This window comes from Pseudomonas sp. AG1028, assembly GCF_007993955.1.
Lineage (GTDB): Bacteria > Pseudomonadota > Gammaproteobacteria > Pseudomonadales > Pseudomonadaceae > Aquipseudomonas > Aquipseudomonas straminea.
Genome location: NZ_VIVP01000012.1, coordinates 14,132 through 39,625, shown reverse-complemented (window position 1 = coordinate 39,625; position 25,494 = coordinate 14,132). Strand labels below are relative to the sequence as shown.

25 protein-coding genes are annotated in these 25,494 nt (G+C 64.5%); 16 read left to right on the top strand and 9 right to left on the bottom strand.

Going from position 1 to position 25,494, the window contains the following annotated elements:
- Positions 1–5 precede the first annotated feature (5 nt).
- Genes FB481_RS19520 through FB481_RS19510 form a run of 3 tightly spaced genes read right to left on the bottom strand, consistent with a single transcriptional unit; the run spans position 6 to position 2,824 of the window.
- On the bottom strand, positions 6–812 hold the full coding sequence (locus tag FB481_RS19520; protein WP_147177446.1) for a putative hydro-lyase: 807 nt from the start codon (positions 810–812) through the stop codon (positions 6–8).
- Positions 809–1,579: a LamB/YcsF family protein gene (locus tag FB481_RS19515; protein ID WP_147177445.1), complete on the bottom strand. Its 771-nt coding sequence runs from the start codon at positions 1,577–1,579 to the stop codon at positions 809–811. Before FB481_RS19515 ends, FB481_RS19520 begins: the two co-directional genes overlap by 4 nt.
- A gap of 12 nt (positions 1,580–1,591) precedes the next feature.
- Entirely contained in the window at positions 1,592–2,824 is a 1,233-nt protein-coding gene (locus tag FB481_RS19510) for an NRAMP family divalent metal transporter (RefSeq protein WP_147177444.1), read from the bottom strand.
- Positions 2,825–3,106: 282 nt separating this feature from the next.
- Between FB481_RS19510 and FB481_RS19505 the strand changes: the two genes are divergently transcribed.
- Positions 3,107–3,769 (top strand): GntR family transcriptional regulator, encoded by a 663-nt coding sequence (locus tag FB481_RS19505; protein ID WP_147177443.1) that lies wholly within the window; start codon positions 3,107–3,109, stop codon positions 3,767–3,769.
- On the opposite strand, the gene FB481_RS19500 is transcribed toward FB481_RS19505, so the two are convergent.
- Both FB481_RS19500 and FB481_RS19495 read right to left on the bottom strand, forming a co-directional pair.
- Positions 3,748–4,089, bottom strand: coding sequence for a pyocin activator PrtN family protein (locus FB481_RS19500; protein WP_147177442.1), 342 nt, complete (start codon positions 4,087–4,089; stop codon positions 3,748–3,750). The genes FB481_RS19505 and FB481_RS19500 overlap by 22 nt on opposite strands.
- Before the next feature lie 49 nt (positions 4,090–4,138).
- Positions 4,139–4,795: an XRE family transcriptional regulator gene (locus FB481_RS19495; protein WP_147177441.1), complete on the bottom strand. Its 657-nt coding sequence runs from the start codon at positions 4,793–4,795 to the stop codon at positions 4,139–4,141.
- 163 nt (positions 4,796–4,958) lie between these two features.
- Here FB481_RS19495 and FB481_RS19490 point away from each other — a divergent pair, with 163 nt between their 5' ends.
- From FB481_RS19490 to FB481_RS23235, 5 genes are all read left to right on the top strand, one after another.
- On the top strand, positions 4,959–5,321 hold the full coding sequence (locus FB481_RS19490) for a hypothetical protein (protein ID WP_178109906.1): 363 nt from the start codon (positions 4,959–4,961) through the stop codon (positions 5,319–5,321).
- Between the two features lie 587 nt (positions 5,322–5,908).
- Positions 5,909–6,268: a putative holin gene (locus tag FB481_RS19485; protein WP_093507288.1), complete on the top strand. Its 360-nt coding sequence runs from the start codon at positions 5,909–5,911 to the stop codon at positions 6,266–6,268.
- A gap of 115 nt (positions 6,269–6,383) precedes the next feature.
- Positions 6,384–7,520, top strand: coding sequence for a glycoside hydrolase family 5 protein (locus tag FB481_RS19480; protein ID WP_178109905.1), 1,137 nt, complete (start codon positions 6,384–6,386; stop codon positions 7,518–7,520).
- 57 nt (positions 7,521–7,577) lie between these two features.
- On the top strand, positions 7,578–8,117 hold the full coding sequence (locus FB481_RS19475) for a glycoside hydrolase family 104 protein (RefSeq protein WP_147177439.1): 540 nt from the start codon (positions 7,578–7,580) through the stop codon (positions 8,115–8,117).
- Positions 8,114–8,665: a lysis protein gene (locus FB481_RS23235; RefSeq protein WP_178109904.1), complete on the top strand. Its 552-nt coding sequence runs from the start codon at positions 8,114–8,116 to the stop codon at positions 8,663–8,665. Before FB481_RS19475 ends, FB481_RS23235 begins: the two co-directional genes overlap by 4 nt.
- Before the next feature lie 59 nt (positions 8,666–8,724).
- Here FB481_RS23235 and FB481_RS19465 read toward each other — a convergent pair whose 3' ends face one another.
- Entirely contained in the window at positions 8,725–9,153 is a 429-nt protein-coding gene (locus FB481_RS19465) for an N-acetyltransferase (protein ID WP_147177437.1), read from the bottom strand.
- 31 nt (positions 9,154–9,184) lie between these two features.
- Here FB481_RS19465 and FB481_RS19460 point away from each other — a divergent pair, with 31 nt between their 5' ends.
- The 4 genes from FB481_RS19460 to trpC all read left to right on the top strand — a co-directional run bounded on the left by FB481_RS19460 (position 9,185) and on the right by trpC (position 12,553).
- A complete protein-coding gene (locus FB481_RS19460) occupies positions 9,185–9,739 on the top strand; it encodes an AAA family ATPase (RefSeq protein WP_147177436.1) in 555 nt (184 codons plus the stop codon).
- A gap of 341 nt (positions 9,740–10,080) precedes the next feature.
- The gene (locus FB481_RS19455; RefSeq protein ID WP_147177435.1) at positions 10,081–10,677 is read left to right on the top strand and encodes an aminodeoxychorismate/anthranilate synthase component II; all 597 of its coding nucleotides are present in this window, start codon (positions 10,081–10,083) and stop codon (positions 10,675–10,677) included.
- On the top strand, positions 10,674–11,720 hold the full coding sequence (gene trpD, locus FB481_RS19450) for an anthranilate phosphoribosyltransferase (protein ID WP_147177434.1): 1,047 nt from the start codon (positions 10,674–10,676) through the stop codon (positions 11,718–11,720). The genes FB481_RS19455 and trpD overlap by 4 nt, the downstream gene beginning before the upstream one ends.
- The gene (gene trpC, locus FB481_RS19445) at positions 11,717–12,553 is read left to right on the top strand and encodes an indole-3-glycerol phosphate synthase TrpC (RefSeq protein ID WP_147177433.1); all 837 of its coding nucleotides are present in this window, start codon (positions 11,717–11,719) and stop codon (positions 12,551–12,553) included. Before trpD ends, trpC begins: the two co-directional genes overlap by 4 nt.
- A 42-nt stretch (positions 12,554–12,595) precedes the next feature.
- On the opposite strand, the gene nadC is transcribed toward trpC, so the two are convergent.
- The gene (gene nadC / locus FB481_RS19440) at positions 12,596–13,444 is read right to left on the bottom strand and encodes a carboxylating nicotinate-nucleotide diphosphorylase (protein ID WP_147177432.1); all 849 of its coding nucleotides are present in this window, start codon (positions 13,442–13,444) and stop codon (positions 12,596–12,598) included.
- A gap of 289 nt (positions 13,445–13,733) precedes the next feature.
- Here nadC and FB481_RS19435 point away from each other — a divergent pair, with 289 nt between their 5' ends.
- The 3 genes from FB481_RS19435 (at position 13,734) to ampE (ending at position 17,564) form a co-directional block, all read left to right on the top strand.
- Entirely contained in the window at positions 13,734–16,022 is a 2,289-nt protein-coding gene (locus tag FB481_RS19435) for a DUF1631 domain-containing protein (RefSeq protein WP_147177431.1), read from the top strand.
- A gap of 145 nt (positions 16,023–16,167) precedes the next feature.
- On the top strand, positions 16,168–16,731 hold the full coding sequence (ampD, locus tag FB481_RS19430) for a 1,6-anhydro-N-acetylmuramyl-L-alanine amidase AmpD (protein WP_147177430.1): 564 nt from the start codon (positions 16,168–16,170) through the stop codon (positions 16,729–16,731).
- The gene (gene ampE / locus FB481_RS19425) at positions 16,728–17,564 is read left to right on the top strand and encodes a regulatory signaling modulator protein AmpE (protein WP_147177429.1); all 837 of its coding nucleotides are present in this window, start codon (positions 16,728–16,730) and stop codon (positions 17,562–17,564) included. The genes ampD and ampE overlap by 4 nt, the downstream gene beginning before the upstream one ends.
- Here the strand turns inward: ampE and FB481_RS19420 are convergent.
- Positions 17,561–18,343 carry a TatD family hydrolase gene (locus tag FB481_RS19420; RefSeq protein WP_147177532.1) on the bottom strand — a complete coding sequence of 261 codons (783 nt, stop codon included), beginning with the start codon at positions 18,341–18,343 and terminating at the stop codon, positions 17,561–17,563. The two genes, ampE and FB481_RS19420, sit on opposite strands and share 4 nt — an antisense overlap.
- 141 nt (positions 18,344–18,484) lie before the next feature.
- Here FB481_RS19420 and FB481_RS19415 point away from each other — a divergent pair, with 141 nt between their 5' ends.
- The gene (locus FB481_RS19415) at positions 18,485–20,536 is read left to right on the top strand and encodes an AsmA family protein (protein ID WP_147177428.1); all 2,052 of its coding nucleotides are present in this window, start codon (positions 18,485–18,487) and stop codon (positions 20,534–20,536) included.
- Here the strand turns inward: FB481_RS19415 and cra are convergent.
- A complete protein-coding gene (cra, locus tag FB481_RS19410; RefSeq protein WP_147177427.1) occupies positions 20,533–21,519 on the bottom strand; it encodes a catabolite repressor/activator in 987 nt (328 codons plus the stop codon). The two genes, FB481_RS19415 and cra, sit on opposite strands and share 4 nt — an antisense overlap.
- Positions 21,520–21,671: 152 nt before the next feature.
- Here cra and ptsP point away from each other — a divergent pair, with 152 nt between their 5' ends.
- Together ptsP and pfkB are read left to right on the top strand one after the other, a co-directional pair.
- Complete coding sequence (gene ptsP, locus FB481_RS19405; protein ID WP_147177426.1) at positions 21,672–24,545, top strand: phosphoenolpyruvate--protein phosphotransferase; 2,874 nt, start codon at positions 21,672–21,674, stop codon at positions 24,543–24,545.
- Positions 24,546–25,481, top strand: a complete 936-nt coding sequence (pfkB, locus tag FB481_RS19400; RefSeq protein ID WP_147177425.1) for a 1-phosphofructokinase — start codon at positions 24,546–24,548, stop codon at positions 25,479–25,481.
- Positions 25,482–25,494 lie beyond the last annotated feature (13 nt).

The window sequence follows — 25,494 nt, the reverse complement described above, 5'->3', positions numbered from 1 at the left end:
TTGTCCTATACGTGGTACGTGCTGTCAGGCACGTCGGTGATGAACATATGGCCTGGCGAATGGGTGATCGCGAACGGCACGCCGGAGGCCATGACTGCCGCCTGGGGCGTCACGCCGCAGGCCCAGAACACCGGTACTTCGCCGGGCTCGATGCGCACCGCGTCGCCGAAATCCGGCGCCTGCAGATCGGCGATGCCCAGGCGTTGCGGCTCGCCGATATGCACCGGAGCGCCATGTACCGAGGGATAGCGCCCGGAAATGCCGGCTGCCTCGGCGACGCGATCCGCCGGGATCGGCCGCATCGACACCACCATCTCGCCATGCAGGCGCCCAGCCGGGCGGCAGGCGCGGTTGGTGCGGTACATCGGTACGTTGCAGCCGTCGGCAATGTGCCGCACTTCGATGCCGGCTTCCTGCAGGCCGGTCTCGAAGGTGAAGCTGCAGCCGATCAGGAAGGTCACCATGTCGGTGTGTTCCGCCCAGGCGGCGGTGGCGTCGCTGACTTCCTCGGCTAGCTTGCCCTCACGCCAGATGCGGTACAGCGGCAGGTCGGTGCGCAGGTCGGCGCCCTCGGCCAGTACCGTGTGCGGGCTGCCGGCGTCGCTCACGTCGAGCACCGGGCAGGCCTTGGGGTTGCGCTGGGCGTAGAGCAGAAAGTCATAGGCCCAGTCGCGGGGCAGGGCGATAAGGTTGGCCTGGGTCATGCCCGGCGCGATACCGGCCGTAGGCGCGACGCGGCCGTTGCGGTACTCGGCGCGGGCCTGGCGGGCGGCGGCAATGGCGGCCAGCTGGGCGCGTTGGATGGCGTTCATCGGGCGGCTCCGGCGAAAGCTTGCAGGGATACGCCGGACTGCTCCAGCAACTGACGCACCTCGCGGGCCATCTGGATGGCGCCGGGGCTGTCGCCGTGCACGCAGATGGAGTCGGCTTCGATACAGGTGACGCTGCCGTCGATGGCTTCGACCTCGCCGGTCTGTACCAGGCGCAGCATGCGCTGGGCCACCTGTTCGGCGTCGTGCAGCACGGCGCCCACTTCGCGGCGCGACACCAGGGTGCCTTGCGGCGTGTAGGCGCGGTCGGCGAAGGCTTCGGCGATGCAGGTCAGGCCTTCGCGGCGGGCCAGCTCGATGAGCGGCGAACCAGCCAGGGCGACCATCACCAGGCGTGCATCCACGGCGCGAATCGCCTCGATCACCGCCAGGGCCTGGCGCGTGTCGTGGGCGATGGTGTTGTAGAGCGCGCCGTGGGGCTTCACGTAGCGCACCGTGGTGCCGGCGGCAGTGGCCAGGGCCTGCAGGGCGCCGATCTGGTAGATCACGTCGGCGGTCAGCTCGTCGCTGGCGATATCCATATTGCGGCGGCCAAAGCCGACCAGGTCCGGGTAGGCGACATGGGCGCCGATGGTCACGCCCTTGGCCGCAGCGGCCTTGAGGGTACGCAGGATGCCGGCCGGGTCGCCAGCGTGGAAACCGCAGGCGACGTTGGCGCTGGTGACGATGTCGAGCATCGCGGCATCGTCGCCCATGGACCATTGGCCGAAGCTCTCGCCCAGGTCGCTGTTGAGGTCGATGGAAGGCATGTCGTTCTCTCCTTACAGGTTCACGAAGGCCAGGATCGGGCCGACCGATTTGGCCGCCATGTACCAGGTCAGCAGGCAGGTCAGGGCGCCGAGGGCCAGCAGCCAGCGTGGGTAGTGGTAGCCCCCCATCAGGTCGCTGCGGCGCCAGCCCACGTAAACGAAAATGCTCAGGCCGATGGGAAGGATCAGGCCGTTGAAACCGCCGGCGAACAGCAGCAGCGCTGCCGGTGCGGTGCCCAGTGCGACATAGATGGCCAGGGACACGGCGATGAACGCCACGGTGGCGATGTTGCGGCCGCGCTCGCTGATGCCGGGCATGAAGGCGGTGATGAACGACATCGAGGTATAGGCGGCGCCGATCACGCTGGTGATGGCAGCGGCCCAGAGCACCAGGCCGAAGGTGCGCAGACCCAGCTCGCCTGCGGCGGCCTGGAACGCCTGGGCGGCCGGGTTGGCGCCTTTACCGGAGATGTCGATGACCACACCGCTGGCCGCCACACCGAGAATGGCCAGGAACAGTACGTATCGCATCAGACCGGTTACCGCGATGCCGCTCAGCGCCGCCTTGGTGACTTCCTTGATGTGCTCTTCGCCGACCAGGCCGCGATCTAGCAGGCGATGAGCGCCGGCGTAGGTGATGTAGCCGCCGACGGTGCCGCCGACGATGGTGGTGATGATCGCGAAGTTGATCTCGTCCGGCCACACGGTCTGGCGCAGCGCGTCGCCCAGAGGCGGGTTGGAGGCGATGGCGACGAACAGGGTAAGCAGGATCATCAGCACGCCCAGCACCACGATCAGCCGGTCGACGGCGAGGCCCGCGCGCTTGGAGAGGAAAATGCCGATGGCCACCAGGGCGCTGAGTGCGCCGCCCCATTTCGGATCGAGGCCCATCAGGGCGTTCAGGCCCAGGCCAGCGCCGGCGATGTTGCCGACGTTGAATACCAGCCCACCGAAGATCACCAGCACCGCCAGCAGATAACCGCTGCCGGGAATTGCCGCGTTGGCGATGTCCGATGCGCGCATGCGGGTCAGGGTGACGATGCGCCAGACGTTCAACTGCACCACGAAGTCGATCAGGATCGACGCCAGGATGCCGAACGCGAAAGCCGCGCCCATGGTGGCCGTGAAGGTGGCGGTCTGGGTGATGAAGCCAGGGCCGATGGCCGAGGTGGCCATCAGGAAGATGGCCGCGATCAGCGATGAGCGGCGTGAGCGGGCGAAGTCGCCGGTGGTCTGGGCCTGCATGGAACACTCCTGGGACGGGGTAACGGTTGCAGGTGTGTAAGGCAATCAACATGCCACATGGTAATGAAAGTATTCGATCTGTTGATTCTAGGCGCTTTTATTGTTCAACAATATTATTTGCATTGATGATTTATTTGCACTGTTTTGTTACCTCGATACCCAGCGGTGTTTCACCATGGTGCGCGCGGTGACAGCCTGGCCACTTGCCTCGAGCGTGCCGCTCGGTGACCATCGTTGCATTCGGCTCTGTGCAGAGCCCAGCCCTGGCCTGGTGGATCGATGATGAACAACGACGTATCTGACAACCCGCGCACCCTCGGCGAGACCGTGACCGCGGAAATTCGCCGCAAGTTGGTCGAGGGCGAACTGGTGCCGGGGCAGCGGCTGTCCGAGGCGGCGCTCAGCGAAAGCCTGGATATCTCACGCAATACCCTGCGCGAAGCCTTCCGCGTGCTGACCCAGGAAGGCCTGCTCAAGCACGAACCCAATCGCGGCGTGTTCGTGTCCGTGCCGGATATGGCCTCGATCATCGAGATATACCGGGCGCGGCGTTTCGTCGAATGCCAGGCGCTGGCCCAGGCCTATCCCAAGCATCCGGCGGTCAAGCGCATGCGCGAGGCAGTGAACGCGGCGCAGCGCAGCGCCAAAGAGCTCGACTGGGGCGCTGTGGGCACGGCCAACATGGCCTTTCACGCGGCCATTGTCGAACTGGCCGACAGCCAGCGGCTGAATACCTTCTACCGGCATCTGTCCGCCGAGCTGCGTCTGGTGTTCGGGCTGCTCAATGACGCCGAATTTCTGCACGCGCCCTATATCGACATGAACGCGGCGATTCTCGAACACCTCGAAGCCTGCCGCCCGCACGACGCCGCCAAGGCGCTGGACGCCTACCTGGTGCAGTCCGAGCGCACCATCCTGGCCGCTTACGCGCGGCGCGGCTCCTGAGCCCGCTCCAGCGAATAACCGCCCTGGCTTTCGGCGCACAGGCTGCCTTCGCCACTGGCATCGGCGGCTTTGGCGCAGCTGTCGATATAGGCGGCCAGATGGTGCAGCTCGATGAACTTGGGCGCCTTGGCGCTGCTGTCCAGGGTGGTGATGGGCAGGTTCAGGCGGCCGGTGGCGATGGCGCGGATGAAGTTGTCGGCGCTCAGGTGACGGAAATACACCGTGCGTACGCGGTCGATGGGCACCAGCACGTCGCCGTGGGTGCGGAATAGAAGCTCCAGCGTCTGGAGCGGCAGGTGCGGCTCAGGCTGAGTGTTCATGGTCGGGCTCGGTATGGGTCAGTTCTCGCTCGGGTTCATTGGCGCGCCGCTACTCTTCAGTGAAACGCGAGGATTTGAGGATGCCGCCCACTAGGTGAATCTTGGTGACGTTGTCCTGGTGGATATGGATGGGCGGGTGGTTCTGGTTGACGCTGTCGAAGCGGTACATGCCGTCGCGCAGGTAGATGTATTCCTTGATCATCGCCTGGCCGTCCAGGGTACGGACCATTACCTCGTCACCGGCGTGGAACGGCTTGTTCGGCTCGATCAGCACGTATTCGCCGTTCTTGATCCGCGGGTGCATGCTGTCGCCGTTCACCCGTAGCCCGTAGGCATTGGGGTCGTCGCTGTGAATGCGCAGGTAGCCGTCGCCATGGCCGACGGGAAAGTCGATCTCCTCGAAATAACCCTGAGTACCCAGCTGCGCATGCCCCACCACCGGCACCGCACCGCCGCGGGCGTGGCCGACGGACAGGGTGTCGGCAGGTGGTGCTTCCGGCAGATCATCGGTGCCGGCCAGCTCGGCGAGGCTGACGCCGAGCGCCGGTGCCAGCAGCAGCAAATCGGATAGAGCGGGCTCGCGCAGGTCGCTTTCGTAATTGCCGATGCGCGACTGGGATGACCAGCCACAGGTTTCGGCCAGCGACTGCTGACTCAGGCCCTTGCTCTTGCGCAGGCGTTTGATGCGTTGCCCTAGGGTCTCCATTGTTCCACTCCGCTAATCACGATGTGAAATATTTATAGCGCAGTTTGTCGCTTGAATGAATCACGTATCGTGATTATTTTTTAAATGACGATGATCGGTAGGTGGCGCTGTGCGACCTGCCGAATGGGTTCATGGCATAGCCATCGGCGATGGCAGGAGGTAGATGATGATCGGCTATATAGACGAGGCGCTACAGCGCTGGGGCGAGGCACGGCAAGATGGTGAGGCGCAAGGTGGCTCGAACATGGGCACCAGCGTCATCGCGTCGTTGATGGCATCACAAGGTGTGCTTAATCGTGCCGCCCGCGGCAGCCGCGTGTTGATGGACAGAACGACGGAGATCGACTGGATCGTCAGCAAGCACCTGTCCCCGCAGCAGCGGCAGGTCGTCGTCGAGCAGTACTGCGGCGCCGAGCCCCAGCGTGAGAAATGGACGGCCTGCGGATGCAGCCGGGCGCAGTTCTATCGGCGACTGGGACAGGCCCACCGGGCCATCGAATCACAGCTTCTGAAGCGCGCCGCCTGAGACCATGTCATAGGCCGTTATAAGGCAAAAGCTGACATTGATGCAGTACCTGTGGGAGCGGGCCATGCCCGCGATTTTTTGCGCGCATGGCGCGCTCCCACAGTAGATCAGCGAACGTCCGTTCCCGCCATTTAGCTGCCAAAAAGACGAACCTGGGCTGAAGGACATGAACAGGTTCTTGGTGCGCTTTTCATTTCTGCCGGCGGCAATTCACGCCGTTCGGCCTGTTTCCCTCCCTGTAAACGCCGCCCTCGAGAGCCCCGCGTCGGGCGCTCTCGCGTGTGTGCCGCTCTAGCCGGCAGTCTGAAACGGGTGCGTGTCCGTTTTTTTCCGGTGTGTCGGCGCTGATTACCGGCGTGCCCTTGAGACGGTGAGAATCGCGGGTTATACATTCATCACCGTCACAGAGGTGGGCGAGCAGTCAGCCAGCCTCGTGACTCAATCCTTGGCAACCCATGCGCCGCGCGGCGCGCTGCAACACCCGACCTTCCTTTAACAGAGCCCCGCCACGTGCGGGGCTCTGGCGTTTCAGGGGGCGGCATAACCTCATGTCGTCGGGGCCATCGGCCTCGGGGAGTACGATAACAATGACTGAATTCAGCAGCGCCGTGCTGTTCGGCGTGCTCGGCGAGCATCTCGCCGCGCTGATCGCTCCAATCAATGGCGAGGCTGCACTCGGCGCCTTGTGCGGGGCCCTGGTGTATTTCACCACTACGCAGAACCTGCCCATGTGGAACCGGTTGGCGTTTTTCCTGACGTCGGCCGTGATGGGGTACCTGTGTGCCCCGGCCATCACCGACTTCCAGTTGCACGGCATCCACCCCTTCGCCTATCCGGGGCCTGCCGGTTTCGCCGGCGCCGGCTTGGTGGTGACGCTGATGCTGGCCGCCATTCGTCGTCGCGGCGGCAGCCTGAGCGACAAGCCGCCAGGCGATCGGGATGCCTGACCCGACGCGGCGACTGACAACAACTGCTATCTGAATCCGTACGGCGGCGCACTCCGCCGCCGTACTCACCCTGGCCCGCCACCGTGCGGGCTTTTTCATGTCTGGAGGAAACACCATGGCTATCAAAACCTTTGACCAAATGGCCGCCGCCGGCGAATTCCCGCTGATCGGCTTCAACGCGGCGGGCCTCGGCAATAACCCCTACGTCGATCCCATTGCTACGGCGAAGCTGGACACCCACTACTTCACCGTTGCCCCGCGCGGCCATCAGCCGGACTACATCAAGTCCTATGCCGGAAGCATCGGCGGCAAGCCCTTCGCCGTACGGCTGCCGTTCGCCGGAGAGCGCATTGTCATTCTCGACGGTGCTGGCGGCTTCACCTTGCGCCAAAGCTACGTGGAGGAAATCCGCAAGGCGATCCGGCATATCCATAGCTGGGGCGGCTTTTCGCTGCTCGACATGCACAACTACTGCCGCTGGTACGTGCGTGCCAGCGGGCCTGTCAGTGGTCGTGTGGTGCAGGCGTGGAACGGCGGCTACGCCCTGTGGACGGCCATCGGCGCGCCCGATTGCCCGGTCAACTACACCCTGCTGGCGCGTATCTGGGCGGCCATCGCCCGGGAGTTTCGCGATGAGCCCGGCGTGTTCGGCTACGGCCTGATGAACGAGCCACACAACATGGGCAGCGTGCCTGATGGCGGCGTCAACGTCGAAACCCTGTGGACCAACAACGTGCAGCGGCTGATCACCGCGGTACGCGAGGTCGATCCGCGACACTTCATCACCGTGGCCGGTAATTCGTTCGCCTCGGCCCTGTACTGGCCGCGTAGTTCGGACGCGCTCAAGAACCTGCAGGACCCTGGAGGCCGATTGCTCTATGAAGCGCACCAGTACCCCGATAAAGAGGGGCAGGGCGGTGGCAAGTGGAATCAGGCTACCGAGTCGATCGCCTACCGCGAGCGCGTGGCCGACTGGTATCCCTTCATCGACTGGCTCAAGGCCAACGGCAAGCGCGGTATCGCCGGCGAGTTCGGCGGGCCCGATCATTTGCCCGGCATGCGCACCTACTTCACCGAGCTGCACAAGTATTTCGATGCCAACCACGTCCTGCGCTTCCAGTGGCTGGCCGGCCCCGGCGATGACGATGACGACCCGAACGGCATGGACCGCAACGACGGCACGCTCAAACCCAACACGCGCTCGTTGATGGCCCGCATCGGCAATACCACCACGGCCTACGGCCCACGTTGATCCACCTCGGTGACCCGCTCTGGCGGGTCACCGGCTTTTGATATCCGGAGACTTCCCATGGCCCGACTTACTGCCACCCAGGCGGGTGGCCAAAACGTACTAGCCTTTCTCGACATGCTCGCCTGGAGCGAAGGCACCTCGACCGTTGCCGAAAGCGACGACGGTTACAACGTGCTGGTGGGCGGCGACCTGTTCGACGACTACAGCGCACACCCGCGCCAGCTCATCGACTTGCCGCGTTACGACATCCAGTCCACGGCGGCCGGCCGCTACCAGTTCCTGGCCCGCACCTGGGACGCCATCGTCGAACTCTACAAGTTTCGCGGTCGCTTCACGCCCGAGGCCCAGGACCTGGCCGCGGTGAAGTTGCTCGAAGAGTGCGGCGCGCTCGCAGCCATTCAGGCCGGCCAGGTGGCCGAGGCGATCAGTGCGGCAGCGCCCATCTGGGCCAGCCTGCCGGGCGCCGGCTACGGCCAGCGCGAACACGATCTTGCAGCACTATTGCGCATCTATCGGCAGGAGCTGGCCTCCCAGTCGCGTGACCGGGATGACCTGCTCGCCATGTTCATTGCCTGCGGCGGGCAGGTGACAGCATGAGCCTGCTCACATTGATTCCCGCACGCTATCGATGGCTGATCGGCGGCGCCTTGGCTCTCGCGCTGCAGCTCGGTGCCATCAGCCTCGGCTGGGTGGTGCAAGGCTGGCGCCTGGGGCAGGCACTGGCCGCGCGCGACCAGTCCCACGCCGAGGCCATGGCGCGTCTGTACGACGCAGCCGCTCGTGAAACCCAGAGCGCCCAGAACAAGCGCCTGGCCCTCGAGCAGCAACTGCAGGCGTTTTCGCAAACCCAATACAGGAGGCTCACCGATGCTGAACAACAGGCTGCGCGTCTGCGCGATCGTCTTGCCACTGCTGAGCTACGGCTGTCAGTCCTTACCGCCGAGCCCGCAGCTGCCGATGCCGGTCACCACGACCAACTGCCCACCACCGCCAGTGCCGGACGCCTGGTGGATGGCACCCGACGAGCCGACATTGACCGAGCAGCTGCTCAACGAATTGTCGCCATCACCGCACGCGGCGACCGCGCCATCATCGCCCTAGGTATGTGCCAGAACTATGTGCGGACTCTAGGCGAAACGCTCTAGCTCAAGGTGTGCGGCGTTGACAGTGGCAATCCTGTGCCGGAGAGTGCCCGCTCTCCGGCTCACTGACGCTGCCAGCGCATCACCTGTTCCAGGTGGCCGGTGTGCGGATCATTCTGCTCGGCCACCACGGCGAAGCCGCAGGTCTGGTAGAAGGCGCACGCCCGGGTGTTGGCGCTGTACACGCTGAGCTCCAGCAGGTCGCGGCGGCGCTTGGCCTCGTCGAGCAGGTGTTTGCCGAGCCCGCGCCCCTGAGCGCCCGGCGCGATGAATAGCGTGGCCAGGCGGTGTTCATGCAGCGACGCGAAGCCAAGGATTTGGCCGGCCTCTTCGAGTACCAGAGTTTCGGCCTGGGGCAGATAAATCTCGCCCATGGCGGTCAGTTGGTCGCGCCAGAACGACTCATCGATAAAGGCATGGGCCTGGATCGAGGCGCTCAGCCAGATATCGAGCACGGCGTTGGCGTCGTTGGCGTGATAGGGGCGAATCATGATGAATTCCTTTTGGGGAGGATGTTGATCCATGGCGGTACGGTTACATGTATTCGGCGCCTCCGGTGCCGGCACCACCAGCCTGGCGGCGGCACTGGCCGAGCGCTGTGGCTGGTTGCACCTGGATACCGACAACTTCTACTGGCTGCCGAGCGAGCCACCTTATCGCTTCAAACGCGAACCGCAACAGCGCGTAGAGCAGATCCGCGCGAGTGCTGCGCAGGCGAACGACTGGATCCTCAGCGGTTCGCTGTGCAGCTGGGGCGAGACGCTGGTGCCGCTGTTCACCCATGCCGTGTTCCTGCAGCTGGATGACGCCGAACGCATGCAGCGATTAGCGGCTCGCGAACGGCAGCGTTACGGCGAGCGGGTTCTGCCAGGCGGCGACATGCATGCCCAGAGCCTGGCCTTTCTGGAGTGGGCTGCCGGCTACCAGCATGGCGATCTGCAGACCCGCAGCCTGCGCATGCACGAGGCGTGGATCGCCGGGCAACTGCGCTGCCCGCTGCTGCGCCTGGACAGCACCTGCGAGTCGCCCGAGCAACTTGCTGGGCAGGTGATCGACTGGTTGGACGCGCCCACCTGAGGCCGGCCAGTGAACCTGGGCGGCTCAGCTGTCATTAACTCGTGTCTGCCAGGGCGTTGTGCCAGTTGCACGCCATGGCTCAGCTGGGCTACTGTGCCGCAAGATAAACGCGAGACATCCTTCGTGAACGCCAGCAGTACCCTTCTGATGCGCCTCATCAAAGCCCACGCCCGTTGGCGTTGGCGCGCCTGATTTTATTCTCCGGCCCAGCCGGACGACTCTCTCTGCTCCACTCGAACCCTCAATAATATTCTCCAGGCCATAGGTGGTTTGTAAGGGAATAGGGGATCTCGAAACCGGAGTGATTGCTCAAGAGCAGTTCATCAAAGGGTTAAGCCAACATGCTGCTGATGATCGACAACTACGATTCCTTTACCTACAACGTGGTGCAGTACCTGGGCGAGCTGGGTGCCGACGTGCACGTCATTCGCAATGACGAACTGACCATCGCCGAGATCGAGGCGCTCAAGCCCGAACGCATCGTCGTCTCACCCGGTCCGTGCACGCCGACCGAAGCGGGCGTGTCCATCGAAGCCATCCTGCATTTCGCCGGCAAGCTGCCGATCCTCGGCGTCTGTTTGGGCCACCAGAGCATCGGCCAGGCCTATGGCGGCGACGTGGTGCGCGCGCGCCAGGTGATGCACGGCAAGACCAGTCCGGTTTTCCATGAGAACAAAGGCGTGTTCGCCGGCCTGGCGATGCCGGTGACCGTGACCCGCTACCACTCGCTGGTGGTCAAGCGCGAGACCCTGCCGGACTGCCTCGAGATCACCGCCTGGACGCAACACGAAGACGGCGCCGTCGACGAGATCATGGGCCTGCGTCACAAAACCCTGAACGTCGAGGGCGTGCAGTTCCACCCCGAATCCATCCTGACCGAGCAGGGCCACGAACTTTTCGCCAACTTCCTCAAGCAGACCGGAGGCGTGCGCCCATGAACATCAAGGAAGCCCTCAACCGCATCGTCGCCCAGCTCGACCTGAGCACCGAGGAGATGCGCGACGTCATGCGTGAAATCATGACCGGCCAGTGCACCGATGCGCAGATCGGCGCGTTCCTGATGGGCATGCGCATGAAGAGCGAGACCATCGACGAGATCGTCGGCGCCGCCAGCGTGATGCGCGAACTGGCCTCGCCGGTTGAGATCGCGGCCGAGCGCCTGGTCGACACCTGCGGCACCGGTGGCGACGGTATGAACATCTTCAACGTTTCCACCGCGGCGGCCTTCGTCGTCGCGGCGGCGGGCGGCAAAGTGGCCAAGCACGGCAACCGCGCGGTGTCGGGCAAGAGCGGCAGCGCCGATGTGCTCGAAGCCGCTGGCATCTACCTGGGGCTCACGCCCGTGCAGGTGGCGCGCTGCGTCGAAACCGTTGGCGTCGGTTTCATGTTCGCGCCGTCCCACCATGGCGCCATGAAGCACGCCATCGGCCCGCGCCGCGAGCTGGGTCTGCGCACACTGTTCAACATGCTTGGCCCAATGACCAATCCGGCTGGCGCCAAGCATCAGGTGGTCGGCGTGTTCAGCCAGGCGCTGTGCCGGCCGATGGCCGAGGTGCTGCAGCGCCTGGGCAGCGAGCATGTGCTGGTGGTGCATGCCCAGGATGGCCTCGATGAGATCAGCCTGGCGGCGCCGACCTTCATCGCCGAACTGAAAAATGGCGTGGTCAGCGAGTACCGCATCCAGCCTGAAGACTTCGGCATCAGGAGCCAGAGCCTGATCGGCCTGACCGTCGAAGGCGCTGAGCAATCCCTGGAACTAATCCGCGACGCCCTGGGTCGCCGTAAGACCGATGCAGGCCAGAAGGCCGCCGAGATCATCGTGCTCAACGCCGGCGCCGCACTCTATGCAGCTGACCACGCCGACAGCTTGCGTGATGGCATGAGCCTGGCCCACGACGCGCTGCACACCGGCCTGGCCAGGGAGAAGATGGAGGAGCTGGTGTCCTTTACTGCCGTATTCAAACAGGAGAATGAAGGGTGAGCGTTCCTACCGTTCTGGAAAAGATCCTCGCTCGCAAGGCCGAGGAAGTGGCGGCGCGCCGCGCTGTTGTCAGCCTGGCCGAGGTCGAGCGTGAAGCGCGGGCTGCTGACCCGGTGCGCGGCTTTGCCAATGCGCTGATCGAAAAGGCCAAGAGCAAGCAGCCTGCGGTGATCGCCGAGATCAAGAAGGCGTCGCCGAGCAAAGGCGTGATTCGTGAGAACTTTGTGCCGGCGGAAATCGCTCGGAGCTATGAAGAGGGCGGCGCGACCTGCCTGTCGGTGCTCACCGATATCGACTTCTTTCAGGGTGCCGACCGCTACCTGCAGGAAGCGCGCAGCGCCTGCTCGCTGCCGGTGATCCGCAAGGATTTCATGATCGACCCTTACCAGATCGTCGAAGCCCGGGCGCTGGGCGCCGACTGCGTGCTACTGATCGTCTCGGCGCTGTCCGACGCGCAGATGGGCGAGCTGGCCGCTACCGCCAAGTCGTTCGATCTCGATGTGCTGGTCGAGGTGCATGACGGCGATGAGCTGGGGCGCGCGCTGAACGTGCTCGACACCCCGTTGGTCGGCGTCAACAACCGCAACCTGCACACCTTCGAAGTCAGCCTGGAAACCACCCTTGACCTGCTGCCGCGCATCCCTCGGGATCGCCTGGTGGTCACCGAGAGTGGCATCCTCAATCGCGCTGATGTCGAGCTGATGGAAATCAGCGAGGTGTATGCCTTCCTGGTCGGCGAGGCCTTCATGCGCGCCAACAACCCGGGTGCCGAGCTGGACCAACTGTTTTTTCCGGAGCGCAGGCGGCTGGTCAACAGCCCGAATGTGGACTGATACACAAACGGCGCCCGAGGGCGCCGTTGTTCTGTCTGCTGCTTATAAAGATAGACGCATCGACAGGTCCACCGCCTTGACGTCCTTGGTCAGCGTGCCGATGGAGATGTAATCCACCCCGGTCTCGGCGATACCGCGCAGGGTGCTGTCATTGATGCCGCCGGAGGCCTCCAGCTTGGCGCGGCCTGCGGTGATCGCCACCGCCTGGCGCATGTCATCGGTCGACAGTTCATCGAGCATGATGATATCGGCGCCGGCGGCGAGGGCTTGCTGCAGCTCATCCAGGCTTTCCACTTCCACCTCGACCGGCTTGCCCGGCGCGATACCGCGCGCAGCGGTTACCGCTGCTGCGATGCCGCCGCAGGCCGCGATATGGTTTTCCTTGATCAGGAAGGCATCGAACAAACCGATGCGGTGGTTGTGGCAGCCGCCTTGGGTGACCGCGTACTTCTGCGCCAGGCGCAAACCGGGCAGGGTCTTGCGGGTATCAAGCAGCTTCACGCCGGTGCCCTGCACCAGATTGGCGTAGTGCTGGCAGCGAGTGGCCACGGCTGACAGGGTCTGCAGGAAATTCAGCGCCGTGCGTTCGCCACTGAGCAGCGCCCGCGCCGGGCCTTCGAGGTGGAACAGCGCCTGGTTGGGCGTTACCTGCTGGCCGTCCTGCACCTGCCAGTGTACGGCGACGCGGGCATCGAGCTGGTGAAACACCTCATCGACCCAAGCTGTGCCGCAGATCACCGCGTCGTCACGGGTGATCACGGTAGCATTGGCCAGGCGCGACTCAGGAATCAGCTGGGCGGTGATGTCGCCGCTGCCGATATCCTCGCGCAGGCTGCGGCGGACATTGGCCTCGATTTCGGCACGAAGCTCGGTAAGCAGTAGGTTCGGCATGGCGCCTCCGATTGGCTGAGGCGGCGATTATAAAGGCTGCGGAGGGTGCTGTTACGTTCATCGGGTAAAAATGAACCCAGACCGTAACGGTCGGTCACATAGCCAGTCCGCCGGTACCCTGTCGGATTGGCTGTGATGCATTTCATATCTGCAAGAAATTGCCTTGGCATCTCCTGTAGCAATCCGATATGTTTTAATGCAGGAGTATTGACGTCATACCCTTGACGTTTGAAGGTGCTCGCATTCCTGTTCCAGTTTGCTTCGCCAGCGCTCTGCGCAGGAGATCCTGATGAAAACCGATGCCAACGTGGTGCATCTTAACAAGATGGTTCCCGACACGGCCCACCCCGCGGCTGCGAGGTTGCCTGCATCGCTCATTCAGGTTCGCGACCGTGCCGCCAATCAGCTCAAACAGGCACTGCAGGCGTTGTTCGATAACGCCGACGACACCCTTTTCGACATGGCGGATCGCGCCACCAGTAACGCCGAGCAAAATTCCTTTTTCGAAGCCATGCGTGACCTGCGCCTCAAGCGCAAGGGGATCGAACGTGGCTTCCTGCAGCGCGTCTTCGAATCATTCGCCGGTCTGAATCAGCATGTGGTTGTCGGCAAGGCGCCGACTCTGGATGCGGTGTCCTTCGATAGCCTGTCTCTAGTACAGAATGACGAGCTGGAAGAAACCGTCGCTCTGGATTCGATGATTGCCAAGGTGCTGAGCCGTGATCAGGTGGCGCTTACCCATCTGACCACGCGCTTGAACGCCATCGTCAGCAAGAAGCTCGACGACAAATCCAATCCCCTCGGTCCGGTTCTGCTCAGTGAGCTGTTCCTCGAGTCGTGCAGCGGCCTTGGCGTCGAGATCAAGGTCAAGCTGATCATTCTGAAGCTGTTCGAAAAGTACGTGCTTAGCGGCCTCGAACAGCTGTACAGCGATTCCAATGCCTTGCTGATCGAAGCCGGTGTGTTGCCGGAGCTCAAGGCCGTGCCGACGCGTCGCTCGCGTCCGGAGCGCAGTGATGCGCTGGAAGGCTTCCAGCGTTCTGGCGATATGGCCGATGACGAAGTCCGCGAGGTATTTGGTGCGCTGCAGGAATTGCTGTCGCAAACCCGCGAAGGTATCGCGCCACGTCGCCACGCGCCGGCCAATGCCATGCCGATTTCCACCAACGACCTGATGCGTCTGCTTTCCCACATGCAGCAGCGCGCGCCGATCCAGGCCCCTTTGGACGTCGACCTGCGCGCCCAGCTCGAGCACCTGCTGACCCGGGCCAGCGCCAAGAGTGGCCGCGTGCGCGTAGTCGGTGAAGTCGATGAAGACGTTATCAATCTGGTGTCGATGCTGTTCGAATTCATCCTGGATGACCGCAGTCTGCCGGATTCGCTGAAGGCGCTGATCGCCCGTTTGCAGATTCCGATGCTCAAGGTCGCAGTGCTCGACAAGACTTTTTTTAGTCGTGGCAGCCATCCGGCGCGTCGCCTGCTCAACGAGATCGCCACCGCGGCACTGGGCTGGGGCGACCACGACAGCAACCAGCGCGACAGCCTGTACCAGAAGATCGAGCAGGTCGTGCAGCGACTGCTCAATGATTTCACCGATGATCCGGCAATCTTCTCCGAGCTGCTGTCTGATTTCCTGGCCTTCACCGGCGACGAGCGCCGCCGTAGCGAGCTGCTCGAGCAGCGCACTCGCGACGCCGAAGAGGGCAGTGCGCGCGCCGAGATGGCCCGCCGCGAAGTGGAACAGGCGCTAAATGATCGCCTGCTCGGCAAGACCCTGCCCGAGGTGGTGGTGCGTCTGCTGCGCGAAGCCTGGAGCAAGGTCATGATGCTGACCTGCCTCAAGCACGGCACCGATTCCGAACAGTGGCAGAGCACCCTTGCCACCATGGACGACCTGATCTGGAGCGTGGAGCCCCACGAGAACCCGGAAGCTCGCCTGAGCCTGCTAGAACTGGTGCCCGGCTTGCTCAAGGCGCTGCGTGAAGGCATGGCCAGTGCCGCTTTCGATCCGTTCTCCACCAGCGAATTCTTTAGTCAGCTCGAAGCGCTTCACGTGCAGGCCTTCCAGCGCTTCAGGCGCGCGATCCCCGATGTCGAGCGCCCGGCACCCACTGAATCCGATGAGGTGCAGCGCTCGGCGCTATCCGCCGTGGGTATCGAGCTGCCATTGCTCGACCTGCAGCCGGAAGAAGAGAGCAGCATTTCGGCTATGGTCGAGATCGTCGAGGAAATCGTGCTCGAAGCGCCGGGGCAACCGCGCAGCGAGCCGCAGGACGAGCCTGTGCTGGCCGATGACGACGAGTCGTTGCGCTATGTCGATGCCCTGCGCGTCGGCAGTTGGGTCGAATTCCAGGAAGACGACGAGCACAAGCTGCGCTGCAAGCTGGCAGCCATCATCAAGCCGACCGGCAAGTACATCTTCGTCAACCGCACGGGCATGAAAGTGCTCGAGAAGACCCGCATGGGCCTGGCCGTGGAGTTCCGCCGCAACGCGGTCAGGCTACTCGATGATGCGCTGCTCTTCGACCGCGCCCTGGAGTCGGTGATTGGCAACCTGCGCCGCCTCAAGGGCGCCTGACACTCTCGATTCTTCTACTCGATACATTTCTCACGGCCCGTCAGGGCCGTGAGTCGTTATGGGCGACGCCGAATCCTGCGCCGCGCCACGACTTGCACCAGAAGCTGGTCAGCCCCTAGAGTGTGCGCAAACTCGGGGAGCACCTATGCGCAAGCGACTCGAAGACGGCTGGTATCAAGGGATTCAGCACTGTCCTTCGCCCAACTTCAACAAGCGTCCGCAGGACGAGATTTCCCTGCTGGTCATCCACAACATCAGTCTGCCGCCGGGCCAATTCGGCACCGGCCAGGTGCAGGCGTTCTTCACCAACTGTCTGCAGGCCGATGCTCACCCGTATTTCGCCGGCATCGCCAGCATGACGGTATCGGCGCATTTTCTGATCGAACGCGATGGCAGCATGTTGCAGTTCGTGTCCTGCCTGGATCGTGCCTGGCACGCCGGGGTGTCGTCCTTCGAGGGGCGCGAGAACTGCAACGATTTTTCCCTGGGCATCGAACTCGAAGGCACCGATCATTTACCGTTCACGGATGCGCAGTACGCTGCGCTAACGCAACTGACGCGCACGCTGCAGCAGGCCTACCCGGCCATCACATCGGCGCGCATCTGTGGGCATAGCGATATCGCCCCGGGCCGCAAGACCGACCCAGGCCCGGCATTCGACTGGGCGCGGCTGCGCGCGTCACTGATGACTGATAAGGAGGCATCATGAGTTTCCTGGTGTTGCTGCTGGTGCTGTGGGTGGAGAAGTTTTCCTCCTGGCGTCAGCGTATCCAGCAGGACGAGCCCTGGCTGCGCGCCTTGGCTCGCATGGAGCGTGGCGGCACCACCAGCGATTCGCCGTGGTTGGCCATCGCGCTGCTGGTCGGTGTGCCGCTGCTGATTCTGGCTGCGGTCCTGAAATTGCTGGCGCCGTTGGCTTACGGCTGGCTGCTGCTGCCGATCCATCTCCTGGTGGTGATCTACAGCCTGGGCCGTGGCGATCTGCTGGCCGCGCTCGGGCCGTTTCGCGACAGCTGGCGGCGCGGTGACGGCGAGGCGGCGTATCTGGTCGCTCAGCGTGATCTGGGGGTGCAGGCCGAAGGCGAGTCGACGCTGCTATCGAACGTGCAGACCTATCTAGTCTGGCAGGCCTATCAGAGCTTTTTCGCGGTGATCTTCTGGTACGTGCTGCTCGGCCCGCTCGCCGCGCTGGCTTATCGCCTGCTGGCGCTGATCGTCGAAAACGGCCAGTCCGAGGCGCTGCGTGAGCGCGCGGGGCAGCTGCGTCACGCCTTCGACTGGTTGCCGGTGCGGGTGTTGGCGGCGAGTTTCGCGCTGGTCGGGAATTTCATCGCGGTCAGCCGCGCCCTGCTGCATGAAGTGCTGAGCTGGGACATTTCGGCGGCGCAATTGGCAGCCGGTGCGGCACGTTCCGCTGCTGAAACGCCGGAGCCGACCCTCGGTGAAGCGGGAGTGAAGACGCTGGACAATCTGTGGCAGTTGCTGGTGCGTGCGGCCATCCTTTGGTATGCCGCTATCGCGCTGTGGACGCTGCTCTTCTAAATCCGCCAGCCGAACAGCTCGGCGGCGTTGCGGCTGCTGGCGGCGGCCAGTTCCTCAGGCTCTACCGCCAGTAGCGTGGCGAGCTCACGGCAGATCGCCGGCAGGTGAACCGGGCTGTTGCGGATATGCGGGTACATGGCCGGCGCCATGTCCGGTGAATCGGTCTCCAGTACCACGGCGTCGAGCGGCAGGCGCGGGATGACCTGGCGCAGGCGCTTGGCCTGGGGCCAGGTCGCTGCACCGCCCAATCCCAGCCTGAAACCCAGTTTCATATATTCCCGCGCTTCTTCGTAGCTGCCGGCAAAGGCATGGATGATGCCGGCACGCTTGAGCCTGAAGCGCTTCAGGGTGGCGATCACTTGGGCATGGGCGCGTCGCACATGCAGCAAAACTGGTAGCTCGAGGCGTTGTGCGAGTTCCAGTTGCGCCTCGAACAGCACCTGCTGATGTTCGCGGTCCAGCTCCGGCAAGTAGTAATCCAGGCCAAATTCGCCCACCGCGCAGAGCTTCTCATGACCTTGCCGCTCCAGCAGCCACTGCTCCAGTCGCTGTACATCTCCAGGCTGATGGCCTTCTAGATAAACCGGGTGCAGGCCGAAGGCCGCGTATAGTCCGTCGTGGGCCAGCACCTGATCCCACAGACGCTGCCAGTTGCCATGCTCGACGCCCAATATCATCAGTTTCTCGACGCCCAGAGCGCGCGCTTCGGCAAGCACTTGCTGGCGGTCTGCATCGAAGTCGGGGAAGTCGAGGTGGGTATGGGTGTCGATCAGCTGCATGGGCCCGCCGAGGGTCGAGGTTGTAAGGGCGGCAGGTTTGTGCGCCTGCATGACAACATTCTGTGAGTCATTGGCGGTATTGGCCAGTCGAACGATCAGGGACGGCGATTGTGGGGATCGCCGATAAAAAGGGGCCGCCGCATGATGCGTCTTCGCAAGATACTCGGCTGGTGCCTTGCCAGTCTCCTGCTACTGATCGCAGCCCTGATGCTGTTTCTGGTGCTGTTCGACTGGAACCTGCTCAAGCCCACCATCAATGCACGGGTTTCCGAAGCGCTCAACCGTCCGTTCGCCATCGAGGGCAATCTCGCCGTGCGCTGGCAGCGTGAAGCCGACGAGCCGGGCCTGCGCGCTTGGGTGCCCTGGCCCCACGTGTCTGCCGAGCAGCTTAGCCTGGGCAACCCCGATTGGGCCAAGGGCGAGCACTTCGTTTATCTCGAGCGGGTCGAAGCCAGCCTGTCGCCCTTGCCGCTGTTGTGGAAAACCGTGTCGATCCCGCGCATCCAGCTGACCGGCGCCGATGCTGTGCTGGAGCGCCTGGCCGATGGGCGCGCCAATTGGACTTTCGATCTCGGTGAGCAAGAGCAGCCGGAAGAGGACAGTGCCTCGCCCTGGGTGATGGACATCGGCACCATCGGCTTCGACAAGGCGCGGGTCAGCGTCGACGATAAGGTTTCCCAGGCCAGTGTGAACCTGCAGGTCGAGCCGCTCGGCAAGCCGATCGCCTTTGCCGAGATCGTCGGCAAGACGGCCACCCAGGCAGACGAGACTGCCGCGAAGCCACAGGATTACGCCTTCGCCTGGCAGGCCAAGGGCCGTTACAAGGGCCAGGCCCTGAGCGGCAATGGCCGCATCGGCGGTTTGCTGGCCCTGCAGGATGCCCAGGTGCCATTCCCCGTGCAGGCCGATGTACGCGCCGGTACCACGCGGGTGCAGGTAGCCGGCACCCTGACCGATCCGAAGAACCTGGGCGCCCTGGATCTGCGTCTGCGCCTGTCGGGCGCCAGCCTTGGCAACCTGTACCCGCTGACCGGCGTTACGCTGCCCGATACGCCGGCCTATTCCACAGACGGGCGACTGGTTGCCCAACTGCAGGATCCGGACGGCCCGCTGTTTCGCTACGAGAAATTCAATGGCCGCATCGGTGACAGCGACATCCACGGCAATCTCACCTTCGTGGCCCGCAAGCCACGACCGAAGCTCTCCGGGGCGTTGGTGTCCAACCAGTTGCGCTTCGCCGACCTGGCGCCGCTGATCGGTGCCGATTCCAATGCGGAGAAGAAGGAGCGTGGTGCGGCGAGCGTTCAGCCCGGTAACAAGGTGCTGCCCGTGGAGGAGTTTCGCACCGAGCGCTGGCGCGACATGGACGCCGACGTCAGTTTCACAGGCAAGCGCATCGTGCACAGCGAGCAACTGCCCTTCACCGACCTGTTCACCCACGTGGTGCTCAACGACGGTAAGCTCAGTCTGGAGCCGCTGCGCTTCGGCGTGGCCGGCGGCCGGCTGGATTCCACTTTTCACCTGGACGGCAGTGCCACGCCGCTCCGGGCGCAGGCCCAGCTGCGGGCCCGCAACTTCCGCCTGCGTCAGCTGTTCCCCAATGTCGAGGTGATGCAGAGCAGCCTCGGGGCGCTGAACGGCGATGCAGCGATCACTGGCACCGGCAACTCGGTCGCGACCCTGCTGGGCGGCGCCAACGGGCACGTCAAGCTGCTGATCAACGACGGACGGGTCAGCCGCAACCTGATGGAGATCGCCGGCCTGAACGTCGGCAACTACCTGGTTGGCCGGCTGTTCGGCGACAACGAGGTGGAGATCAACTGCGCAGCCGCCAATCTCGACATCAAGCAAGGTGTGATGCGCCCGCAACTGATGGTGATCGACACCGAGAATGCGCTGATCGGCGTGGACGGCACGGTGAACTTCGGCAACGAGCAACTCGACCTGACCATTACCCCCGAGTCCAAGGGACTGCGGATCCTCTCGTTGCGGTCGCCGCTCTACGTGCGCGGCACCTTCAAGAACCCCAACCCCGGTGTGAAGGCCGGGCCGCTGGTACTGCGCGGTGCCGGGATGCTGGCCCTCGGAGCACTGGTCGCGCCGGCGGCCGGACTGGTGGCGCTGGTCGCGCCGAGTGGTGACCAGCCCAACGAGTGCGAGCCGCTACTGCAGCAGATTCGTCAAGGCCGTTAGGTGAGGCGGATCTTCAGACCCCGCTCGATAGCATCCAGGCCCGGGTGGTAGCTGCCGTCCAGGGCGTCGAGCAGGCGGTCGAACACCCGTTCGGCAATACGCTCGTGCTGCTGAGATATGGCGTTCACGCGCAGCGGCAGGAAGTCCAGCAGCTGGGCGTCGCCGAAGGTGCCGAGTCGCAGGGTACGGGTGTCCAGCTCCGGGTGTTCGTGCAGCGCGTCGAGTACGCCCTCGAGCAGCACGTAGGCGGTGGTCACCAGTACATCCGGAAGGCCGCCCTTGGCCAGCAGTTCCTTCATTTGCCGGTAGCCCCACTGGCGGCTGAACTGCTCGCCGTGGCTGACACTGATCAACCCGTCGAAGCCGGTCAGTGCCTCGCGGAAACCCTGCTCGCGGGCCTGGCTGATCGGCAATTCCAGCCGGGCGCCGATCAGCGCAGCATGGCGCTGGGCCGGCTGTATCAGGCTGCGGGTCAATTGCTCGCCGGCCTTACAGTCATCGCTGACCACCGAGTAAAGGTGCTCGGGATCCAGGGCGCGGTCGACGGCGATCACTGGCGTGCCGGCGGCGACCAGATGGCGATAGTCGGGCGCGTCTTGGGGCAGGCAACTGGCGACGATCAGCGCATCGCAGCGGCGCGAGCGGAACAGTTCGATGAGCTGGCGTTCGCTGTCCGGCTGGTCGTCGGAGCTGGCGATCAGCAGTTGATAGCCAGCTGCCCGGGCGCGCTGTTCGAGCAGTTTGGCCAGGCGCGCGTAGCTCGGGTTTTCCAGGTCCGGCAGGATGAACCCCAGGCAGCGGCTTTCCCCACGGCGCAGGCCGGCGGCCTGGGTGTTGGGGCGATAGTCGTGCGCCTCGACGACTTCGAGCACACGCTGCACGGTAGCTGCGCTGATGCGACGCTTGGCGGCCTGCCCGTTGATCACGTAGCTGGCCGTGGTCACAGAAACGCCGGCCAGGCGGGCGATGTCGGTCAACTTCAAATGGTCATCTCCTCTGCCAGGCCTTCAAGGATTACCCATTATCAGGTAACGTGCCAGTGCTAGATGAAACGATTCAGCAAACGAGTCGACTAAGCTAACAAGAATGTCCGCCAAGCCCGCCTGCAGTCGGTCTTGCTCCAGGAGAAAACGTCATGCTCGAACTACACCCTTCGCAAATCCAGATGGGCCGAGAGGCCGTCGACAAGCAGCAGGCGCTGGCCCTGCTTGCCGAGAATCTGGTCGCCGACGGCCTGGTGGCGGCCGGTTATCTGGATGGTATGCAGGCGCGGGAGCGCCAGGGGTCGACCTATCTGGGGCAGGGTATCGCCATTCCCCACGGCACCCCGGAAACCCGTGATCAGGTGTTCGAGACCGGCATGCGGCTGATCCAGTTTCCTGAGGGTGTGGACTGGGGTGACGGCCAGCGGGTTTACCTGGCCATCGCCATTGCCGCACGTTCCGACGAGCACCTGCACCTGCTGCAACTGCTCACTCGTGCGCTCGGCGAGGGCGACCTGAGCCAGGCCCTGCGCGAGGCGGTGGATGCCGAGGCGATCCTTGCCTTGTTGCAGGGCGCCGCACCGGAGTTGGCGCTGGATGCACAGCTGGTGAATCTGAGTGTTCAAGCTGACGACCTCGACGAGCTGACCTGGCAGGGCGCGCGCCTGCTGAAAAAGGCCGGCTGCGCGGGCGCCGGTTACGCGGCCAATCTGGTACAGGCCGAGCCGCTGCCTCTGGGCAACGGGCTGTGGTGGCTGAGCAGCGAGCAGGGCGTCGAGCGCCCGGGCCTGGCGTTCGTGACTCCAGCGCAGCCGCTGCAGCGTGGTGATCAGCCGGTGGCGGGCCTGTTCTGCCTGGCCTGCCTGGGTGAAGGGCATCGTCAGGTACTCGAGCGCCTGTGTGATCTGCTGATCGCCGGGCAGGGCGACATGCTCACCCAGGCCACCACTAGCCGCAGCGTACTCGAAGCGCTCGGTGCCGAGCTGCCGGCCGACTGGCCAAGCCTGCGCATCACCCTGGCCAACGCCCACGGTCTGCACGCACGCCCGGCCAAGACCCTGAGCGAAATCGCCCAGGGCTTTGACGGTGAAGTGCGCGTACGCCTAGCCGATGGCGCCGAGACCACCGTATCGGCCAAGAGCCTGAGCAAGTTGTTGGCCCTCGGCGCGCGCCGCGGCCAGGTATTGGAGTTCAGTGCCGACCCGGCCATCGCCGAGCAGGCCTTGCCGGCCATCGAGGCGGCGGTTCGCGCCGGCCTGGGTGAAGACGTCGAGCCGCTGCCCGAACAGGTCGAGAACGCTGCCGAGCCAGTCGCCGAGTCGCCTACCAAGGAAACCGTCGTCGCTCCGGTAGCCGGTTCGCGTGTGCATGCGGTGGCGGCCTCGCCCGGTATCGCCAGTGGCCCGGCGTTCGTGCGGCGCGTGCCGAAACTGGATTACCCTGAACGTGGCGAGGGTGTGGCGGCTGAGCGTCAGCGTCTGAATGAGGCGCTGCAGCACATCGATGGCGAAATCCAGCGCCTGGTCGAGCGCAGCGAGGAGGCCAGCATTCGCGAGATTTTCGTCACCCATCAGGCGATGCTCCGCGACCCGGCGCTGCGTGAGGATGTCGACGCGCGCCTGGCCAGCGGTGCCAGCGCCCAGGCCGCCTGGATTGGCGAGATCGAAGCGGCCGCCGCGCAGCAGGAATCCCTGCACGACGCCCTGCTGGCCGAGCGAGCGGCAGATCTACGTGACGTTGGCCGCCGCGTGCTGGCGCATCTGTGTGGCGTCGAAGCGCCGCAGGAGCCGGTCGAACCCTACATTCTGGTGATGGGCGAAGTCGGCCCGTCGGATGTCGCCAGCCTGGATCGCCAGCGCGTGGCCGGCATCGTCACCGCCCGCGGCGGGGCGACCGCCCACAGCGCGATCATCGCCCGTGCCCTGGGGATTCCCTGTGTAGTCGGCGCCGGTGAAAGCCTGTTGTTGCTGGAGCAAAGTACGGCTTTGCTGCTCGACGGCGACCGCGGCCAGTTGTGGGTGCAGCCGGACCAGGCGACCCTGGACCAGGCCGAGCGTGAGCGGCAGGCCAGCGAGCAGCGCCGCGAGCGCGCCCATGGCGAACGCCTGCAGCCGGCGCACACCCGCGACGGTCATGCCGTCGAGGTGGCCGTGAACATCGGCGCCAGCGGCGAGGCGGTCGGCGCGGTCGAACTGGGCGCAGAAGCGGTAGGGCTGCTGCGTACCGAACTGGTGTTCATGAATCATAGCCAGGCGCCGGATGTGGCGACCCAGGAAGCCGAGTACCGCCGCGTGTTCGACGCCCTGCAGGGTCGTCCGCTGGTGGTACGTACCCTGGATGTCGGCGGTGACAAGCCGCTGCCTTACTGGCCGATGCCCGAAGAGGAAAACCCCTTCCTCGGTGTGCGCGGCATCCGCCTGACCTTGCAGCGCCCGGACATCATGGAAACCCAGTTGCGTGCACTGTTGCAGGCCGCCGAAGGTCGCCCGCTGCGCATCATGTTCCCGATGGTCGGCCAGGCCGAAGAGTGGCGTACCGCGCGGGAAATGGTCGACAAGCTGCGCCAGGAGATTCCGCTCAGTGATCTGCAGCTGGGCATCATGATCGAGGTGCCGTCTGCTGCGCTGCTGGCACCCGTACTGGCCCGCGAGGTGGACTTCTTCAGCATCGGCACCAACGACCTGACCCAGTACACCCTGGCCATTGACCGTGGCCATCCGACGCTGTCCGCCCAGGCCGATGGCCTGCATCCTTCGGTACTGCGCCTGATCGGCATGACCGTCGAGGCCGCGCATGCCGAAGGCAAGTGGGTCGGTGTCTGTGGCGAGCTGGCCGCCGACATGCTCGCTGTACCGCTGCTGGTTGGCCTGGGGGTCGACGAACTGAGCGTGGCGGCGCGCAGCATTCCGCTGGTCAAGGCGCGGGTGCGCGAGCTGGATCTGCAGCACTGCCAGGCTCAGGCCCGCCAGGCGCTGCTGCTGCCAAGCGCCACCGCGGTGCGCGCGCTGGTCGAGGAGGCGAAGTAAATGGCGCGAATCCTTACCCTGACCCTCAACCCGGCGCTGGACCTGACCGTCAGCCTCGACACCCTGCAAGCCGGCAACGTCAACCGCAGCCTGGGCATGACCACTCACGCGGCGGGCAAGGGGCTCAACGTGGCCCAGGTGCTGGCTGACCTTGGCCATAAAGTCACGGTCAGCGGCTTTCTCGGCCAGGCCAATGCCGCGTCGTTCGAGCAACTGATGCACCGTCGCGGCTTTACCGATGCCTTCGTGCGGGTGCCCGGCGAGACGCGCAGCAACATCAAGCTCGCCGAGCGCGACGGACGCATCACCGACCTCAACGGGCCGGGCCCCGAGGTGGACGAGGCTCACCAGGCGCAGCTGCTCGCCCAGTTGGATGAGATCGCAGCCGGCCATGACGCCGTGGTGGTCGCCGGCAGCCTGCCGCGCGGCGTGACGGTCGAATGGTTCGCCGCATTCTTGCGTCGTCTGACGGCCGCCGGCCTGCCGGTAGCGCTGGACACCAGCGGAGCGGCGCTGCGTGCCGGTCTGGCGACCAGCCCGTGGCTGATCAAGCCCAACGAGGAAGAGCTGGCCGAGGCTTGTGATCTGCAGCAGGCATCGTCCGAACAACTCGATGCCGCCGTCGGCAAGCTGCGCGCCACTGGGGTCGAGCATGTGCTGCTCTCGCGCGGCTCGCAAGGTGCCGACTGGTTCGGCCCCCATGGCGTGCTCAATGCCCAGCCGCCGCGTGTCGAGGTGGCCAGCACCGTGGGTGCCGGCGATTCGCTGCTTGCCGCCACCCTGCATGGCTTGCTCAGTGACTGGCCTGCCGAGCGCACCTTGCGCCTGGCCACTGCTGTCGCTGCCCAGGCAGTCACGCAAATCGGTTTCGGAATTCACGATCGGCAACAGCTCGCCCGCCTGGAAGTGGGCGTGACTGTCACGTCGAAACAATAATTAGAGGTCGCTG

What these genes read in the sequence shown, in the direction of transcription:
- FB481_RS19520 (WP_147177446.1), bottom strand. Translation starts at nt 812, where the DNA reads ATGAACGCCATCCAACGCGCCCAGCTGGCCGCCATTGCCGCCGCCCGC.
- FB481_RS19515 (WP_147177445.1), bottom strand. Translation starts at nt 1,579, where the DNA reads ATGCCTTCCATCGACCTCAACAGCGACCTGGGCGAGAGCTTCGGCCAA.
- FB481_RS19510 (WP_147177444.1), bottom strand. Translation starts at nt 2,824, where the DNA reads ATGCAGGCCCAGACCACCGGCGACTTCGCCCGCTCACGCCGCTCATCG.
- FB481_RS19505 (WP_147177443.1), top strand. Translation starts at nt 3,107, where the DNA reads ATGAACAACGACGTATCTGACAACCCGCGCACCCTCGGCGAGACCGTG.
- FB481_RS19500 (WP_147177442.1), bottom strand. Translation starts at nt 4,089, where the DNA reads ATGAACACTCAGCCTGAGCCGCACCTGCCGCTCCAGACGCTGGAGCTT.
- FB481_RS19495 (WP_147177441.1), bottom strand. Translation starts at nt 4,795, where the DNA reads ATGGAGACCCTAGGGCAACGCATCAAACGCCTGCGCAAGAGCAAGGGC.
- FB481_RS19490 (WP_178109906.1), top strand. Translation starts at nt 4,959, where the DNA reads ATGATGATCGGCTATATAGACGAGGCGCTACAGCGCTGGGGCGAGGCA.
- FB481_RS19485 (WP_093507288.1), top strand. Translation starts at nt 5,909, where the DNA reads ATGACTGAATTCAGCAGCGCCGTGCTGTTCGGCGTGCTCGGCGAGCAT.
- FB481_RS19480 (WP_178109905.1), top strand. Translation starts at nt 6,384, where the DNA reads ATGGCTATCAAAACCTTTGACCAAATGGCCGCCGCCGGCGAATTCCCG.
- FB481_RS19475 (WP_147177439.1), top strand. Translation starts at nt 7,578, where the DNA reads ATGGCCCGACTTACTGCCACCCAGGCGGGTGGCCAAAACGTACTAGCC.
- FB481_RS23235 (WP_178109904.1), top strand. Translation starts at nt 8,114, where the DNA reads ATGAGCCTGCTCACATTGATTCCCGCACGCTATCGATGGCTGATCGGC.
- FB481_RS19465 (WP_147177437.1), bottom strand. Translation starts at nt 9,153, where the DNA reads ATGATTCGCCCCTATCACGCCAACGACGCCAACGCCGTGCTCGATATC.
- FB481_RS19460 (WP_147177436.1), top strand. Translation starts at nt 9,185, where the DNA reads ATGGCGGTACGGTTACATGTATTCGGCGCCTCCGGTGCCGGCACCACC.
- FB481_RS19455 (WP_147177435.1), top strand. Translation starts at nt 10,081, where the DNA reads ATGCTGCTGATGATCGACAACTACGATTCCTTTACCTACAACGTGGTG.
- trpD (WP_147177434.1), top strand. Translation starts at nt 10,674, where the DNA reads ATGAACATCAAGGAAGCCCTCAACCGCATCGTCGCCCAGCTCGACCTG.
- nadC (WP_147177432.1), bottom strand. Translation starts at nt 13,444, where the DNA reads ATGCCGAACCTACTGCTTACCGAGCTTCGTGCCGAAATCGAGGCCAAT.
- FB481_RS19435 (WP_147177431.1), top strand. Translation starts at nt 13,734, where the DNA reads ATGAAAACCGATGCCAACGTGGTGCATCTTAACAAGATGGTTCCCGAC.
- ampD (WP_147177430.1), top strand. Translation starts at nt 16,168, where the DNA reads ATGCGCAAGCGACTCGAAGACGGCTGGTATCAAGGGATTCAGCACTGT.
- ampE (WP_147177429.1), top strand. Translation starts at nt 16,728, where the DNA reads ATGAGTTTCCTGGTGTTGCTGCTGGTGCTGTGGGTGGAGAAGTTTTCC.
- FB481_RS19420 (WP_147177532.1), bottom strand. Translation starts at nt 18,343, where the DNA reads ATGCAGCTGATCGACACCCATACCCACCTCGACTTCCCCGACTTCGAT.
- FB481_RS19415 (WP_147177428.1), top strand. Translation starts at nt 18,485, where the DNA reads ATGATGCGTCTTCGCAAGATACTCGGCTGGTGCCTTGCCAGTCTCCTG.
- ptsP (WP_147177426.1), top strand. Translation starts at nt 21,672, where the DNA reads ATGCTCGAACTACACCCTTCGCAAATCCAGATGGGCCGAGAGGCCGTC.
- pfkB (WP_147177425.1), top strand. Translation starts at nt 24,546, where the DNA reads ATGGCGCGAATCCTTACCCTGACCCTCAACCCGGCGCTGGACCTGACC.